The organism is Paraburkholderia silvatlantica (assembly GCF_003096715.1).
In the GTDB taxonomy this organism is placed as follows: Bacteria; Pseudomonadota; Gammaproteobacteria; order Burkholderiales; family Burkholderiaceae; genus Paraburkholderia; species Paraburkholderia silvatlantica.
On sequence record NZ_QEOL01000005.1, the window covers coordinates 317,899 to 332,731 of the forward strand.

The 14,833-nt window shown below is 66.0% G+C and carries 14 protein-coding genes; 5 read left to right on the top strand and 9 right to left on the bottom strand.

Annotated elements, in window-relative coordinates; translation table 11 throughout:
* Positions 1-27: 27 nt before the first annotated feature.
* A complete protein-coding gene (locus C7411_RS09625) occupies positions 28-1,617 on the bottom strand; it encodes an inorganic phosphate transporter (RefSeq protein ID WP_110383564.1) in 1,590 nt (529 codons plus the stop codon).
* A gap of 192 nt (positions 1,618-1,809) precedes the next feature.
* Here C7411_RS09625 and C7411_RS09630 point away from each other — a divergent pair, with 192 nt between their 5' ends.
* A complete protein-coding gene (locus tag C7411_RS09630; protein ID WP_110383641.1) occupies positions 1,810-3,435 on the top strand; it encodes a diguanylate cyclase in 1,626 nt (541 codons plus the stop codon).
* A 43-nt stretch (positions 3,436-3,478) separates the two neighbouring features.
* Here the strand turns inward: C7411_RS09630 and C7411_RS09635 are convergent, their stop codons facing one another.
* Together C7411_RS09635 and C7411_RS36970 are read right to left on the bottom strand one after the other, a co-directional pair.
* Positions 3,479-3,883, bottom strand: coding sequence for a helix-turn-helix domain-containing protein (locus tag C7411_RS09635; RefSeq protein WP_028202557.1), 405 nt, complete (start codon positions 3,881-3,883; stop codon positions 3,479-3,481).
* A gap of 4 nt (positions 3,884-3,887) precedes the next feature.
* Positions 3,888-4,328: a hypothetical protein gene (locus tag C7411_RS36970; protein ID WP_133253628.1), complete on the bottom strand. Its 441-nt coding sequence runs from the start codon at positions 4,326-4,328 to the stop codon at positions 3,888-3,890.
* Between the two features lie 359 nt (positions 4,329-4,687).
* On the opposite strand from C7411_RS36970, the gene C7411_RS09640 reads away from it, so the two are divergent.
* Together C7411_RS09640 and C7411_RS09645 are read left to right on the top strand one after the other, a co-directional pair.
* Complete coding sequence (locus C7411_RS09640; RefSeq protein ID WP_133253629.1) at positions 4,688-5,086, top strand: hypothetical protein; 399 nt, start codon at positions 4,688-4,690, stop codon at positions 5,084-5,086.
* 62 nt (positions 5,087-5,148) lie between these two features.
* Positions 5,149-5,757, top strand: a complete 609-nt coding sequence (locus tag C7411_RS09645) for a hypothetical protein (protein WP_110383566.1) — start codon at positions 5,149-5,151, stop codon at positions 5,755-5,757.
* A 24-nt stretch (positions 5,758-5,781) separates the two neighbouring features.
* Here C7411_RS09645 and C7411_RS09650 read toward each other — a convergent pair whose 3' ends face one another.
* From C7411_RS09650 to C7411_RS09670, 5 genes are all read right to left on the bottom strand, one after another.
* Complete coding sequence (locus C7411_RS09650) at positions 5,782-6,027, bottom strand: DUF2964 family protein (RefSeq protein ID WP_243413099.1); 246 nt, start codon at positions 6,025-6,027, stop codon at positions 5,782-5,784.
* A 305-nt stretch (positions 6,028-6,332) separates the two neighbouring features.
* Complete coding sequence (gene fliD / locus C7411_RS09655) at positions 6,333-7,775, bottom strand: flagellar filament capping protein FliD (RefSeq protein ID WP_110383567.1); 1,443 nt, start codon at positions 7,773-7,775, stop codon at positions 6,333-6,335.
* Between the two features lie 156 nt (positions 7,776-7,931).
* Positions 7,932-8,570, bottom strand: coding sequence for an IMPACT family protein (locus tag C7411_RS09660; protein ID WP_110383568.1), 639 nt, complete (start codon positions 8,568-8,570; stop codon positions 7,932-7,934).
* Between the two features lie 725 nt (positions 8,571-9,295).
* Entirely contained in the window at positions 9,296-9,610 is a 315-nt protein-coding gene (locus C7411_RS09665; RefSeq protein ID WP_110383569.1) for a hypothetical protein, read from the bottom strand.
* Positions 9,611-9,921: 311 nt separating this feature from the next.
* A complete protein-coding gene (locus C7411_RS09670) occupies positions 9,922-11,592 on the bottom strand; it encodes an acyl-CoA synthetase (protein WP_110383570.1) in 1,671 nt (556 codons plus the stop codon).
* A 173-nt stretch (positions 11,593-11,765) separates the two neighbouring features.
* Between C7411_RS09670 and C7411_RS09675 the strand changes: the two genes are divergently transcribed.
* Complete coding sequence (locus C7411_RS09675) at positions 11,766-12,518, top strand: Crp/Fnr family transcriptional regulator (protein ID WP_243413111.1); 753 nt, start codon at positions 11,766-11,768, stop codon at positions 12,516-12,518.
* Between the two features lie 131 nt (positions 12,519-12,649).
* The gene (locus C7411_RS09680) at positions 12,650-13,021 is read left to right on the top strand and encodes a DUF4148 domain-containing protein (RefSeq protein ID WP_373682570.1); all 372 of its coding nucleotides are present in this window, start codon (positions 12,650-12,652) and stop codon (positions 13,019-13,021) included.
* A gap of 8 nt (positions 13,022-13,029) precedes the next feature.
* Here C7411_RS09680 and C7411_RS09685 read toward each other — a convergent pair whose 3' ends face one another.
* Positions 13,030-14,814: a peptidoglycan D,D-transpeptidase FtsI family protein gene (locus C7411_RS09685; RefSeq protein ID WP_110383572.1), complete on the bottom strand. Its 1,785-nt coding sequence runs from the start codon at positions 14,812-14,814 to the stop codon at positions 13,030-13,032.
* Between the last annotated feature and the right edge of the window lie 19 nt (positions 14,815-14,833).

A 14,833-nucleotide genomic window follows, 5' to 3' on the forward strand; every position in this document is an offset into this window, starting at 1 on the left:
GCGCGGCTTGTTGCTGGCCGTGCGTATTCAGAACACGTGCTTGAACACCCAGTAGAGCGCGCCCGCCAGCACGATCGAAGCGGGCAGCGTGAGCACCCACGCCATCACGAGGCTGCGCACCGTATTCCATTGCAGGCCCGAGCCGTTCGCGGCCATCGTGCCCGCCACGCCCGAGGAGAGCACGTGCGTGGTCGAAACCGGCAGACCGTACACGTCCGCCGCGCCGATCGTCACCATCGCCACGACCTCCGCGCAGCCGCCCTGGCCGTAGCTCAGGTGCTGCTTGCCGATGCGCTCGCCCACCGTCACCACGATGCGCTTCCAGCCCACCATCGTGCCGAGTCCCAGTGCGATCGCCACGGCCACCTTCACCCACGTCGGGATGAATTTCGTCGCGTGGTCGATCTGGCTGCGGAAGTTGTTGATGGACTTCAGGTCGTCGGCTGAGAAGGGCACCGCCTTCTGCTTGTCGAGCAGGCGGATCGCCTCGGAAACCACATACATGTTGTTGCGCACGTTATCGACGACCGACTGCGGCACCGCCGCGAGCGAGCCGTAGCCGCGCACCTGTTCGGCCACCTGGTTCGACAGCGCGGCGAGCGCGGGCACCGTCGTGCTCGACAGCGTGCGGCGGCCAATGAAGCGTTCCACTTCCGCGCGCGGATCGGCGGGCGCGGCCACGCCGTTCGTGTAGCGCTCGAGTGCGCGCGTGGCGTCGTGCGCGACGGCGACGAAGGTCTGCGTCTGCTCGGCCGTGACGGCGCGGTTCAGCGCATAGGCCGTGGGCACCGTGCCGATCAGGATCAGCATGATGAGGCCCATGCCCTTCTGGCCGTCGTTGGAGCCGTGCGCGAACGACACGCCCGTGCAGGTGAGGATGAGCAGCGCGCGGATCCAGAACGGCGGCGGCTCCTTGCCCTTCGGCTCCGAGTAGAGTTCGGGCACGCGCACGACGGCCTTCAGGATGAGCAGCAGGAGGCCTGCCAGCAAAAAGCCGACGATCGGCGAAAAGAGCAGCGACTTGCCCACGCCGAGCGCCTGGCTCCAGTCCACGCCGCTCGTGCCGTTCGCGCCGTGCATGAGCTGGTTCATGAGGCCTACGCCGATGATCGAGCCGATCAGCGTATGCGAGCTCGACGAAGGCAGGCCGAAGTACCACGTGCCGAGGTTCCAGATGATCGCGGCGATGAGCAGTGCGAACACCATGGCGAAGCCCGCGCTGCTGCCTACCTGCAGGATCAGCTCCACCGGCAGCAGCTGCAGGATGCCGAAGGCCACCGCGCCGGTGGACGTGAGCACGCCGAGGAAATTCCACGCGCCGGACCATATCACGGCGATATTGGGCGAAAGCGAGTGCGTATAGATCACGGTCGCGACCGCATTCGCGGTATCGTGGAAGCCGTTCACGAACTCGAAGCCGAGCGCGATCAAGAGCGCGATGCCGAGCAGGATCCAGGGCATCGCCGAGCTTTCGCGCACCGGCGAGAGGTCGTCGGCGAGATGCATTCCCACGTACACGGCGCCTGCGGCGATGACGACGAGGAACGCGAGCAGGCTGGCGTTGCGCCCGCGCGCGGGGGCAGTGCCAGGTTGCGGTGACAGGGAATATTCTGGCATGGCAGGCGGGCTCCTTGGGGGAGGGAGTGGGCACAGGTTTCGCCGTCGATCGTGAACCGCCCAGGTGTCCGTTTGATGACGGATTCGTGCCAGTCATGCCCGATGCATGCCCGATGTATGCCCGATAGAACGGCGCTCTATCGAAGCGCGAACCGAAGCGCGAATCGCGCCGTCAGCAAGGGGATTGCGCAGATGCCAAAACGGGTTCTTTCACTGCGTCTTCTGGTGCACCGCTGGGCCGTCGCGCGGGCAAGGGCGGCGACGCGCGTGATCGGCCGCTATCCGTCTTTTGCGGGGCTCTGCGGCACGCTCGTGGCGACGGTCATGGCGATCCTGACCTACGCGGCGCTCTACGAGGGCCGCGCCGAAGAGCTGCGCCACGCGCAGGAGAACTCGCGCAACCTCGTGCAGCTCATCAGCAGCGATATTGCCCGCAACGTCGAGATTTATGACCTGTCGCTGCAGGCCGTGGTCCAGGCGGCGCAGCAGCCGCAGACCTGGAGCATGCCCGAGGCGCTGCGCCAGCGCGTGCTGTTCGACCGGGCCACGGCGGCGTCGAGGCTCGGCGGAGCCTACGTGATCGACGCCGCGGGCCATATGAAAGCCTCGCGCAGCAACGCCTTCGACACTTCACCCGCCGGCATTTCGTTTGCAGACCGCGATTACTTCATCGCGCAGCAGCGCGACCCGCATGTGGGCCTGTTCGTTTCGAAGCCGTTCCACTCCCGCCTGCGCGGCGGCGCGCTCACGATCGGCCTCACGCGCCGCATCAACGCGCCCGACGGCTCGTTCGCGGGCGTCGCGCTGCTCGGGGTGCGTCTCGACTATCTCGATCAACTGCTCGAGCGCATCGACCTCGGCCCGGGCGGCCGCCTCTTCGTCCTGATGTGCGACGGCACGTTGCTCGCGAGCAGGCCGCCCTCGGCGCGCGGTGCCGGCTCGAGCTACGCGGACCTGCCGAATTTCGCATTCCTGTCGCGTCGCGCCGCCGGCACCCAGACATCGCGCTCGGCCATCGACGGGGTCGAGCGCATCTATACCTTTGCGCATGTGGGCAACTCGCCGTTCATCGTCGTCGTGGCGCCGGCCGTGGAGGACGTGCTCGCCGGCTGGCGGCGGCGCAGCGATATCGCCCTCGTGATGACCACGGTGTTCGGCGGCGCGTGGGTCGCGGTGTCTTGGATACTCGCATTCGCGCTGCGCGACAAGGTCGTGGCCGAGGGCAAGCTCGTGCGCCTCGCCGTCACCGACCCGCTCACGGGTCTCGCGAACCGCCGCGCGCTCGACAGCCGTCTCGCGGAGGAATGGCATCACGCGGTGCGCGAACGCACGCCGCTTGCCGTGCTGTTTTTCGACATCGACCACTTCAAGCTCTTCAACGACACCTACGGGCACGCCGCCGGCGACGAGGTGCTGGTGTTCGTCGCCGGGCGCATCGCTTCGGGATCGCGGCGCGCAACCGATCTCGCCGCGCGCTTTGGCGGCGAAGAGTTCGCGGTGGTGCTGCCGGGCACGGGGCTCGACGCCGCGGCGCGCATGGCGGAGAAGATCCGCAAACGCATCGAGTCGGACAATCTCACGCTGAGTGGTACGCACCAGGGGTGCGTGACGGTGAGCGCGGGGTGTGCGAGCTGCAATCCGCCGGAGGGCGGCAGCGGCGCGAAGCTGCTGGCCGCCGCCGACCGCCTGCTCTACGAAGCCAAGGAAGCGGGCCGAAATCAGGTCCGGTCGCAGCAATGGACGGGCGAAGGGGCGCAGCCGCTGGTGGATTCCGAAGCCGGAAGCCGAGGCCGCGATGCGCCCGCTACGCGAGGCTGAGGCGCGCCGGCTTTCGTGCCGCGCGCGACGCCCTCCATGCCGTTCAGCGCGCGGATTTCGACAGCCGGTGGCCGAGGCCGAGGTTCGAGACGATCTGCCAGGTATAGACGCGCGAATAGTGCACGCCGAACTGGCGGCCGATCAGCTCGCGCACGCGGCTGTTGGTCCACGCATCGCTCGCAAAGCCGTGCTCTCGAGCGGAGCCGTGCAGGGCGCTCGCGATCCAGCCTAGCGCGGCCTGATCGAGCACCGAAGGACGGCCACCCACGCTCATCTGCTGGAGCGCGGCGAGTCCGCCGTCTTCGACGATGGACTTGTAGCGCCTCACCGTCTGGGCGGAAAGGTGGAGTGAGTCGGCGACGCTATTCACGGTCGCGCCTTCCATCAACATCTGGCCGGCGGCCATTCTTCTCGCGACGCTCGGCAGGTTCTCGGTTCGGGTAAGCATGTGTTCACTCGTCGACGAAAGATTCCGGACACGCGGCATTGCGGATGTGCCGCTCCTGTAACCCTTCCTGCAAGCGGGTCTTGTCGCTTGCCATGGACCCGGCGCCGGTGCGGCGACGCGGGGGCCATGACGGACGGCGAAATCGACGCCCGGTGAAGGGCGCTTGTTGCGAAACGCCTCGGTGTTCCGCAGCGGATATTAATAATTGTTTTTGTAGGGAATGTGTATAGCTAGCGGAAAAATAGTCTGCTTGACTTGTCGATAATCCTGAACTAATGGGAAAAAACAACCGGTTCGCGCCGGTCAACAATGGACGCGGCCATTTCGCGTCGATCCCGCAATGCGCAGTTTGCGCCCATTGCAGCCAGTTAACCTGACTTAATTGCTCAAACGTTGGAAAGCAACACTTCGCCTTGTTTTGTATGACCAATTCAGTATTCAGCATATATTGAGTTGAATCGGTCTTATCCAATATGAATTAAATGACGGCGGTCGCACCCTGAATGTTTGTTAGCGTTTTCGATCCGCGCGGTGGAAATTGGCGTGGCCCGGCGCGGACGATGACGGCTATGGGCAATTTCAGCGAGCGATTCGATTTTTTTGTGCAGAATGTTTTCGCAGATATTTCGAACCGATTGCAATGCGGATTGGATTCGAATGAACGAATGCAGAATGCCGGATTCGCCGCGCGGCGTGTCGCGTGGCGAAACGGGTCCCTGAATCCTGCCGGGCCGCCAAAAGCGTCCGCGTGTTTCGTCAATCGATGCGCGGCATGGGCGGCGGCCCGCTTTCTGGCCGCTGCGGATGGACCGGGAACTCGATGAAAAGCTAGCTCGTTTGTTGCGCCGCGCTGCGAGCCGGCGCTCGCTTGTGCCGTACAGTGCGTTTCATGCCCAGTTCGCGGGCGACGTGCCGTTGCGGGTGCGGTACGCCAGGCTCGAGGCGGCCGCGGCCGCGTTGTGCGAGCCGCGCGAAGCCGACTATGCTTCGCTGCTCTCGACCGATTCCGGCCTGCCTGGCCCGGACTTCTACACGCGCTTCAAGCGCTTGCATACGGAGCGCTACTACGCAACGCTCGGCGCGGACCGGCATCGCATGCTGCGGCTTGCCGAAAAGCGTCAGTTCGCGAAGGAGGAACGCGAGCGTGTCTATGCCCATTACCTGCGCTGTGCGGCCAAAGAAGCCTGCATGAACAGCGCTTGATGCGTGCCGTGCGCGGCGCCAGGCCGCTCTCTTGCCATTCACGATCCACACAAGGAGGCTTCATGTCCACGCGCCATCGTTCTTCCGCGCCACTGCTCGGCGCCTTGCTCGTGCTTGCCCTCGGTGTTTCGCCGCCGCTCCATGCGCAGACGGCGTCCGATGCCGCGCCTGAGAGTGCGCCCAACGCCGCGCTGCAGATCGGCGAGGTGCAGACCACGGCGACGGTCGTGAGCATCGACGCTGCCACCAATTCCGTCACGCTGCGCGGCGCGCGCCGCAACCTCGTGACGGTCTCGGTCGATCCCGCGGTCGGCGACGTGAGCAAGCTCAAGCCTGGCGATCATGTGAACATCCTCTACAAGGAGGCGCTGCTGCTGCGTGCCGAAAAGGTTGCCACGAGGGGCATACGCTCGCGCGTCGATACGGTCGCCACCACGCCCGCTTCCGGCGGCATGACGGCGACGGCGCGCAGCGTGCAGGTGATCGCGACGGTGGAGAAGATCGACCGCAAGAGCCGCAAGGTCGCGTTGCGCGGACCGAACCGTACGGTCGTGGTAGTGGCGCCGCCGGACGTGCCGCTCGAGTCGATCAAGGTGGGCGACAGCATTCGCGCCGACTACGTGGGCGCGACAGCCGTGCACGTCACGCGCGACGGCCAGAACCTGCAGTGAGGCGGCAACGCCGGGGCGGCGCGGCTAGTCGGCGCGATTGCGGTCGCGCACGAGGATCGACACGTAGACAGCCGTGCAGACGATGATGACGGCCACGCCGGCAATCACTTTCTGGTGGTCGAAGTTGATGAGGCCGACCACCGCGATGGCGATGCCGGCGGCAGAGCCGAGCGTGCCCATTGCAGCCACGAAAATGCGCACCTTGCTCCAGACGCGATGGCGCCGCTCTGGACCTGCGCCTTCCATAAACCGATGCAGTCGATCAAACATGGCGGCTCTTCCGGATTGGGTAGAAGACAGTCATGCGGGCGCGCATGAGCGGGCGCCCCTGACCAGATCAAGTATAGCCAGCCCATTATTACGCGTTCTTTCAATTGCCCGCGCCTCGTGCGCCGGAATTCGCGATCGCTTTTTTGCGGGCGTTTAAGTTTGTCTTAATTTTGGCTCGCCATGATGGAGCGGTCGGGTCGATTCGATAGTTCGATTCGCGGTTGTTCTTCACGTCCCCTGTTGGCCGCCGATTCGCTCGGCGGCTTTTTTTTCTGCCCTGGCGTCGAGCCGCGCGCATTCAGGCCTTATTTGTGATTCGTCGCGAGGGCGCCCGCGCTGTTTGCGCCGCCAAAGAGCTGGGTCAGATATTGCTGGTTGTTGTTCATGATCGACATGAGATTATTGAGCGCGGTGAACTGGCGGTTGAATTTCGCAGTGAGCTGGGTTGCGCGCACATCGAGCATCGACGACTGCTTTTTGATGTCGTCAAGCTCCTTGTTGATGGCCGTGCTGCGCCGCTCGATGATGCCGCTCGACTGAACGTAGGGTGTGATGGCGCTGTTGAGTCCGGCGGTCATGCCGCCGCTGCCGAACAGCGCCGCAATCGCACTGCTGCCCGGTTGCAGCGCCTTCTTGAACGTCTCGTCGTCGATTTCCAGCTTGCCGCTCTTGTCGAGCTTGATACCGATCTCGCCCAGCGAATGGGTCACGCCGTCGCCGCCCTTCACGCCCGCCGAAACGACCGCCGGCAAACTCGCCGCGAGGGTGCGCGCGATCGAGTCGCCGAGCAGCGCGCCAGCCTGCGCGCTCGTCGAACCGGTCGCCGCCGTGAAGGAGGTCAGCCCGTTCAGGGCATCCACGTAGCTGTTGTACGCCTTCACGAAGCCGCGGATGGACGTGCTCGTCGCTGCGGTGTCGGGAGCGATGGTGAGCGTTTGCTGCGTGCCCACCGAAGCGCTTGCGAGCTTGATCGTGATGTCGCTCACCACGCCCTCGAGCGTGTTGCTCGCGCTCGTGACGCGCGTGCCGTCGATGCGCAGCTCGGCGTCGCCGGCTGGCTCGACTTCGCGCATCTGCGAGGAAGCGAGGCGGGTATCGACGCCCGGGCCCGCCTGTACGTCGATCGCGTTGGCCGCGCCGGTCTTGTTCGCGGTCAGCACGAGGTGCTGACCGTCGGCGCCGTTGACGATCGAAGCCGTGACGCCGGGGTTGTCCTTCGCCCGGTTGATCGCCGCGACGACGTCGGTGAGCTTGTTGCTGCCCGCGGCGATCGTCAGGTGCATGGACTTGCCGCCCATCGAGAGGTCGAGGCTGCCTTCCCCGAACGTCTCGCCCGTGTCGAAGCCATCCGAGGCGAGCTTGTGCGCCGTCGCGAGGCGATCGACCTCGACCGTGAAGCTGCCCGCCACGGCGTTCTTGCCGGGCACTGCGCTCAAGCCCTTGTCCTTCTCGCTCGCCGTGGCGGTGAAGCGTTGCAGCGCGGCGCCGTCCTTGAACGGCTCGAGCGCACTCTGGAGCGAAGCGAGCGCCGACTTCAGCGTGCCCAAGGCCGAGAGCGTCGTGTTGCTGGCGCTCTGCTTCGCGCTGAGGATAGCGCTCGGCCCCGCGATCTTTGCGTTGACGAGCGCCTTGACGAGCTGGTTGACGTCGAGCGTGGCGTTCGTTGCGCCGCTGATGATGGACTGGGCGGCGTCGCTCAGCGCGCTGTTCGCGCTGGCGGTCGTGGTGTTCGTGATCGTGCTTGCCATGAAAGAAGTCCGTTCGTTCTGGTGCGTCGAGCCGACGGAACGCGCGAATGCGCGGTCGTGCCTTCATTACGGCAAGCTTTCATGAAACTTTATGAAAGAAATGAAAAGATTTTGAAAGTGTGCGACCTGCAGGGCGGCGGCAGCCGGTGGCCCGCTTCAACCGTGCTCCGGGAAGCCCGAGCGGCCTTGCGTGAGGTCGGTCAGCGCGTTGCGCGCGGCGTCCACGGCGGTGGCGGGCAACTGGATCGTGAGACGGACCGTCATGGCGTACTGGCTCTCCACGAGCGTGAACTGCGCCTGGTCGATCCAGTGACGCACGCGGGTTTCGTCGGGATAGCCGAGTTCGACGGTGAGTCGTGCCTGCGCGATGCGTTCGACGCGCCCGGCCCCCTGCAAGGCGCTTGCAATGGCGTCGGTATAGGCGCGCACGAGACCGCCCGCGCCGAGCTTCACGCCGCCGTAGTAGCGCACCACGGCGGCGAGCACGCCGTCCAGGTCGTGATGGCGCAGCACCTCGAGGATCGGGCGCCCGGCGGTGCCGGAGGGTTCGCCGTCATCGGACATGCCGGACTGGCCGCCCGCGAGCAGCGCCCAGCAAACGTGCGTGGCGGTGGGGTGTTCGTCGCGCAGACGGCGGATTTCGGCCATGGCCGCTTCGCGGTCGGCAACAGGAATGGCGTGCGCGATGAAGCGGCTCTTGCGGATCTCGAGTTCCGCGGCGACGGGATGGGCAAGCGTAAAAGTTGGCACAAGCGGTTGGCAAAAGCGGGCGGGCCCTGCAGGCGAAACCACCATGTTAACCGATGCGCACAGGCCGGCTTTTCGACGTCCGTCCCCAAATCTTGCCAGTTTATGTAATGGATCTTTGCGCGAGCGGCTAGTGACGCTGCGGCCTTGAGCCCGGATAATGCACGGCATGACGGATCTAGCTCTGGCTGGAGCGAAGCCGAACTCCTCATTCGGTGATCCGTCATAGCTCGTTCTCTCGCGGCGCCGCTCCGGCAGACGCGATTCTCCAAAGCGCAGAAGCCAAAAAAATCCCCGGCCGGACTGTGTCACGACCGGGGGTCACAAGGCTCGCCTGTTCTCAAGAGGCAATTGCACCTTACGTCCGCAAAATTGCGTTCGCAATCGGAAAAAAAACCTGGTGCGCCTCGTCCTGCCGCCCGAAGGGCGCGTTCCCATCCGCGCAAAAAAAAACCGGCCATCTCTGGCCGGGCAATGAGAATACACCGTGCGCTCCGGGGAACGAAACGCCCATTAACGTTACCCGCGGGCCGGGCGGCCGGCAACACTTGCGCATTACCTGCAATTACTGACGTCTGCCTTTCCGGCCGCGCCCGGCGCGTGGCGCGGCAGGCTGGATCCGCCGCGCGGCGGGCATTGCGGCCGAATCGATTCGCATGTCGAACGATATTTGCGCGCCCGCACGCGCACGCCGAAGTAAGGAGCCGAAATGCGCCGAGGCCGGTCTCCATTGGGGGAAGACCGGCCTCGGTGTGCCGCTTCAGGTGCCTCGATCAATAACGGGGGGGCGGCGGACGACGGTCGTCGTCGCGGTAGCGCGGGGGACCCGGATCGTGCGGGTGACGGTGCATCCACTCGTCGTGGTCCCAATAGCGGTGGCCGTCGTAGTAACGGTTCTCGTGCCAGCCGATCGAGATGTGCGCGTCCACCGGCATCATGTGCGGTTGCCCGTATTGCGGCGCCGATTCGGCACGCAGCCCATACGGTGCGGATTGGGCGAAGGCGCTCGATGCGCCCATCAATGCGCCGCCGGCGATCAGTGCCGCGGCGATAGCGCGGGCGGGGGTCTTCCAGCTCTTCGAATTCATGAGTTACCTCCTCTTTGGTTGCGTCGTCAGTCACGCGGCATCGGAATGCCTTTGTGTTGCGACCACGGTTCAAAGCTTATCGGCCCGAAGCGGAGGAAAACGTGACCACTTGTAAGCTTTCGTTTCATACGATTCTTCATGCAAGGACGTCCGATCTGACAGTTGGCCCTTGATGCAGAAAGGAATGAGTGCCGCACCTGACAATCGGCAGCAAGCCATAGGGGGGCGGGTTGTCAACTGACGTTACACTCGGGCGGCGCGGGCCGCCCGAATGCGTCACTTGTACTGGCCAGCGGGTCCCGATGTCGTTCTTACCGCGGCGTTTTCGGTGCGGGCGGTGCGCCCGCCACGTCGATCGCGCTTTGCGAACCTAGTTGCGCGCGCAACTCATATTTCTGGATCTTGCCCGTGGCCGTGCGCGGCAGTTCGCCGAATCGCACGACGCGCGGCACCTTGAAGTGCGCAAGAAAGAGGCGGCAGTGCGCGATGATGTCCTCGGCCGTGGCGCTCGCGCCTGGCCGCAGTTCGACGAACGCGCAAGGCACTTCGCCCCACTTCGGGTCGGGCATCGCCACGACGGCGGCGAGCGCGACGGCCGGATGGCGATACAGCGTGTCTTCCACCTCGATGCTCGAAATGTTCTCGCCGCCCGAGATGATGATGTCCTTGCTGCGGTCGGTAATGCGCACGTAGCCGTCGGGCGTCATCACGCCGAGGTCGCCCGTGTGGAACCAGCCGCCGCGGAACGCCTCTTCGGTGGCACGCTCGTTCTTCAGATAGCCCTTCATGCAGATGTTGCCGCGGAACATGATCTCGCCGAGCGTTTCGCCGTCGGCAGGCACGGGTTCCATCGTCTGTGCATGGCGCACGCTCACGCCGCTCTGCAGGTGGTAGCGCACGCCCTGGCGCGCGGCGAGGCGCGCCTGCTCCTCATCGGGGAGCGTCTGCCAGCGCGCCTGCACCGCACACACGGCAGCGGGACCGTACACCTCGGTCAGACCATAGACATGCGTGAGTTCGATGCCGATTGCCTTCATCTTCGCGATCACGGCCGGCGCGGGCGGCGCACCGGCCACCATCGTGTGCACCGTGTGAGCGATGCCTTCGCGATACTCCGCGGGGGCGTCGGCGAGCGCGCCCTGCACGATGGGCGCGCCGCAATAGTGCGTGACGCGCTCGCTGCGAATGAGGTCGAACACGAGCTTCGCGTCGAACTTGCGCAGGCACACGTTCACGCCCGCGCGCGCGGCGACCGTCCAGGCAAAACACCAGCCGTTGCAGTGAAAGAGCGGCAGCGTCCAGAGGTACACGGCGTGCTTGGGCATGTCCCATTCGAGGATGTTGCTCACCGCGTTGAGGTACGCGCCGCGATGGTGATAGACCACGCCCTTGGGGTCGCCCGTCGTGCCCGAGGTGTAGTTCAGCGCGATGGCGTCCCATTCGTCGCGCGGCGGCTCCCAGGTGAACTCCGGATCGCCTTGTTCGAGGAATGCCTCGTAGTCGGTGGCGCGCGGGAAGGACTCGGGGTCGGCGGCCGCGACGTCGGCCACGCTGATGATCTTGAGATTGGGAAATTCGAGCGCCGCGCGCTGCGCGAGCGCCGCGAATTCGGTATCGACGATCAACGCCTTCGCTTCGCCGTGGCGCAGCATGAACAGCATGGTTGCGACATCGAGTCGCGTGTTGAGCGTGTTGAGCACCGCGCCGAGCATGGGTACGCCGAAGTGCGCCTCGACCATCGCGGGGATGTTGGGCAGCAGCGCCGCCACTGTGTCGCCGCGGCCGATGCCCGCCTGCGCGAGCGCGCTCGCAAGCCGCCGCGTGCGCGCGTAGGTTTCGCGCCAGTTGCGCCGGACCTCGCCGTGGACGACGGCCAGGCGGTCGCCATAGACTTCGGCGGCGCGGGCGATGAAATCGACCGGCGTGAGCGGCACATAATTGGCTTCGCGTTGCGCGAGCCCTTCTTCGTAGGGGTGCAGCATGGCGGTGTCTCCGAACGGTTATTGGTTTGTCGATATGATTCGCGCTAACGTAGCAGGGCCGCGCGCGCCAGTCTGTCGCCGGCGCGACAGAGCGGGCCGCGCCGCACGGTCCGCCCGGCAAGATCGACCCGAAGATTGACCTAACCCAGGAAAGCGCGATGTCGCAATCCATTATGCCCCCGGACGGAACCCCGCCCGCCCGCGATTCATGGCGCGAAGGCGAGCGCATCGACGCCGCGAGCGCCGCGCGTCTGGCTGCGCTGTTCGAGCGCTGCGCGTGGTTCCGCGCGCTTGCACCCGAGCATCGCGAGTGGGTGCTGGCGTCGTCGCATGCGCAGGGCTATGCGGCGGGCGCGATCGTCGCCGCGCGCGAAGCGCCCTCGGACTGGTGGCTCGGCGTGAGTTCCGGGCTCGTGAAGCTGGCGATCTTCAATGCTTCGGGGCGCGGCTGCACGTTTTCGGGCGTGCCGCATGGCGGCTGGTTCGGCGAGGGGAGCGTGATCAAGCGCGAGCCGCGCAAGTACGACGTGATCGCGCTGCAGCCCTCGCTCGTCATGGCCGTCGCCACCGGGACGTTCCACCGGCTCATGGACTGCAGCCTGCCGTTCAACCGCTTCGTGATCCACCAGCTCAACAACCGCATGGGCGAATTCATCGCGTTGATCCAGAACAGCCGCTTGCTCGGCGTCGATGCGCGCGTCGCGCAGTCGCTCGCGCAGATGTTCAACCCCGATCTTTACCCCGAGACGGGGCGTGCGCTCGACATCTCGCAGGAGGAGATCGGCATGCTGGCGGGCGCGTCGCGTCAACGGATCAACCAGGCCCTGCAGACGCTCGAGAGCCAGGGGCTCGTCGCGCTCTCGTATAACCGCGTGGATGTCGTCGATCTCGACGGGCTGCGCGCGTTTGGCCGCGACCAGATCTGAGGATCGCAGAACTCGTTATCAATCTTGCGAGGAATGGAAGACTGTCTCCCTCGCCAGCCGGTTTTTACGCGTGGCCGCGCTGCGTAGACTCTGCTCGTCGAATTCATACGGAGAGCATGGTGAAAAACGCAATGCTGCGCGCAGCACTGGTTGCGATGATGGCGATCGTTCCGGCGCTGTCGTTTGCCCAATCCAGCAGCACGCATAACGGCCCGGTGACGCGCGCCCAGGTGCTTCAGGAATTGATCGATCTGGAGTCGGTGGGCTACCGCCCGGCTTCGGCGAACGACGCCACGTATCCGGAAGATGTGCAGAGCGCCATGCGCCGGCTTGCCGAAAAGCGCGCCAACGAAGCGCGTCTGGCACAGGAGCAGATCGCGCAATCGGGCTACGGTGCACCGCCTGCGCCCAATGCAGAAGCGAGCGCGCCAGCCGCCGTGTCCGGCAGCGAGCCGCCGCCCGGTCATTGCCACACTGATCGCCACGCTGATTGCCAGCATTGATTGCGGCGCTAACCGCGCCCTGAGCCGGCTTGGGTGCCGCTCGCACCCCTGGCGCTTTCGGGCCCGGCCGCGACATCGGGCGGCACGCCGAGCAACTGGAGCGTGCCCGCCGTCACACCCGAAAACACCGGCCCCGCGACCGTGCCGCCGTAGAACGCCTTGCCCGCCGGATCGTCGATCATGACCGCGACGATCACGCGCGGCGCGCTCATCGGCGCCATGCCGACGAACAGCGCCCGATAGCGGTTCTTCGCGTAGCCCGCGCCGATCTGCTTGCGTGCGGTGCCGGTCTTGCCGCCCACCCGATAGCCGTCCACATTGGCGGCGCGCCCCGTGCCGCCGTCGCTCGTCGCCATTTCCAGCATCTTGCGCATGGCGGCGGCGGTGGCCGGCGTCGTGACCGCGCGCGCCGCCGGCGCGGCGGCACCGCCCGCGCCGCCCGACGCATCGCGCAGGAGGGTGGCCGGGTGCAGCGTGCCGTCGCCGGCGTAGGCCGTGTAGATCTGCGCCATCTGCAAAAGCGAAGCGGACAGGCCGTAGCCATATGCCATCGTCGCCTGCTCGATGGGGCGCCAGCGCGCCCACGGCCGCACGCGGCCAGGCGCCGCGCCCGGGAACGTGACGCCGGGCCGCTGCCCGAGCCCGTACTCCTGATACTTGTCCCAGATCGTTTGCGCGGGAAGATTCAGCGCGAGCTTGGCGAGCGCGATGTTGCTCGACTTCTGGATCGCCTCCGCCACCGTCATGCGGCCGTGATTCGAGGTGTCGTGGATCGTCGCGGGGCCGATGCGGTACGTGCCCGGCGCAGTGTCGATGAGGGTGTTCGCATTGACCTTGTGCAGGTCCATTGCCAGTGAAACGACCACGGGCTTGATGGTCGAGCCGGGCTCGAACGTGTCGACCACGGCGCGGTTGCGCAACTGCTTGCCCGTGAGCCGCGCGCGGTCGTTCGGGTCGAACGACGGCCAGTTCGCGAGCGCGAGGATGTCGCCATTCTGCGCGTCGAGCACGACGACGCTGCCTGCTTGCGCGTGATGCTTCGCGACGGCGGCCTTGAGCTGGGTGTACGCGAGCTGCTGCACGCGGCGGTCGATGGTGAGCTGCACGGTGTCGCCGTTGCGCGGCTGCACGCGCTCGCTCGGCTCGGAAACGACACGCCCGAGCCGGTCGCGGATCACCTCGCGCTGGCCCGGCGTGCCGCGCAGGCGCGCGTTCGCGGCAAGCTCCACGCCTTCCTGGCCGGCGTCTTCGATGTCGGTGAAGCCCACCACGTGCGCGGCCGATTCGCCTTCGGGGTAATAGCGCTTCGAGTCGGCGATCAGGGTGATGCCGCCCATGCCCGTCTCGTCGATGTGCGCGGCGGTCTCGGCGTCCACCTGGCGCTTGAGCAGCACGAAGGAGCGCTCGCCGGCAACGCGCCGTTCGAGTTCCGCGAGCGGCATGTCGAGCAGTCGCGCGAGCGGCGCGTGCGCGGCGGTGTCGAGGAGCCGCGGATTCGCCCAGACTTCGAAAGTCGCGAGGCTCACGGCCAGCAGCGCGCCGTTGCGGTCGACGATGCGCCCGCGCATGGCGTCGAGTTCCAGCGTGCGCTGGTAGCGCTTTTGGCCCTGCTTCACGTAAAAGCCGTGATTGGCGACCTGAATCCAGAACGCGCGCCCGGCCAGCGCCGCAAAAGCCGCGAAGGTGATGAACACGATGAACTTCGAGCGCCACGCGGGCAGGCGCGGCGCAAGCATCGGGTGACGGGTCGCGGCTGCGTGCGGATCGCGCGGCGGTTTCCTGGAACGGATCATCGGCAAGGCGGGGTGGCGG

Coding starts and splice junctions, on each gene's coding strand:
- C7411_RS09625 (WP_110383564.1), bottom strand. CDS start 1,617: ATGCCAGAATATTCCCTGTCACCGCAACCTGGCACTGCCCCCGCGCGC.
- C7411_RS09630 (WP_110383641.1), top strand. CDS start 1,810: ATGCCAAAACGGGTTCTTTCACTGCGTCTTCTGGTGCACCGCTGGGCC.
- C7411_RS09635 (WP_028202557.1), bottom strand. CDS start 3,883: ATGCTTACCCGAACCGAGAACCTGCCGAGCGTCGCGAGAAGAATGGCC.
- C7411_RS36970 (WP_133253628.1), bottom strand. CDS start 4,328: ATGCTGAATACTGAATTGGTCATACAAAACAAGGCGAAGTGTTGCTTT.
- C7411_RS09640 (WP_133253629.1), top strand. CDS start 4,688: ATGGACCGGGAACTCGATGAAAAGCTAGCTCGTTTGTTGCGCCGCGCT.
- C7411_RS09645 (WP_110383566.1), top strand. CDS start 5,149: ATGTCCACGCGCCATCGTTCTTCCGCGCCACTGCTCGGCGCCTTGCTC.
- C7411_RS09650 (WP_243413099.1), bottom strand. CDS start 6,027: ATGTTTGATCGACTGCATCGGTTTATGGAAGGCGCAGGTCCAGAGCGG.
- fliD (WP_110383567.1), bottom strand. CDS start 7,775: ATGGCAAGCACGATCACGAACACCACGACCGCCAGCGCGAACAGCGCG.
- C7411_RS09660 (WP_110383568.1), bottom strand. CDS start 8,570: ATGGTGGTTTCGCCTGCAGGGCCCGCCCGCTTTTGCCAACCGCTTGTG.
- C7411_RS09665 (WP_110383569.1), bottom strand. CDS start 9,610: ATGAATTCGAAGAGCTGGAAGACCCCCGCCCGCGCTATCGCCGCGGCA.
- C7411_RS09670 (WP_110383570.1), bottom strand. CDS start 11,592: ATGCTGCACCCCTACGAAGAAGGGCTCGCGCAACGCGAAGCCAATTAT.
- C7411_RS09675 (WP_243413111.1), top strand. CDS start 11,766: ATGCCCCCGGACGGAACCCCGCCCGCCCGCGATTCATGGCGCGAAGGC.
- C7411_RS09680 (WP_373682570.1), top strand. CDS start 12,650: ATGCTGCGCGCAGCACTGGTTGCGATGATGGCGATCGTTCCGGCGCTG.
- C7411_RS09685 (WP_110383572.1), bottom strand. CDS start 14,814: ATGATCCGTTCCAGGAAACCGCCGCGCGATCCGCACGCAGCCGCGACC.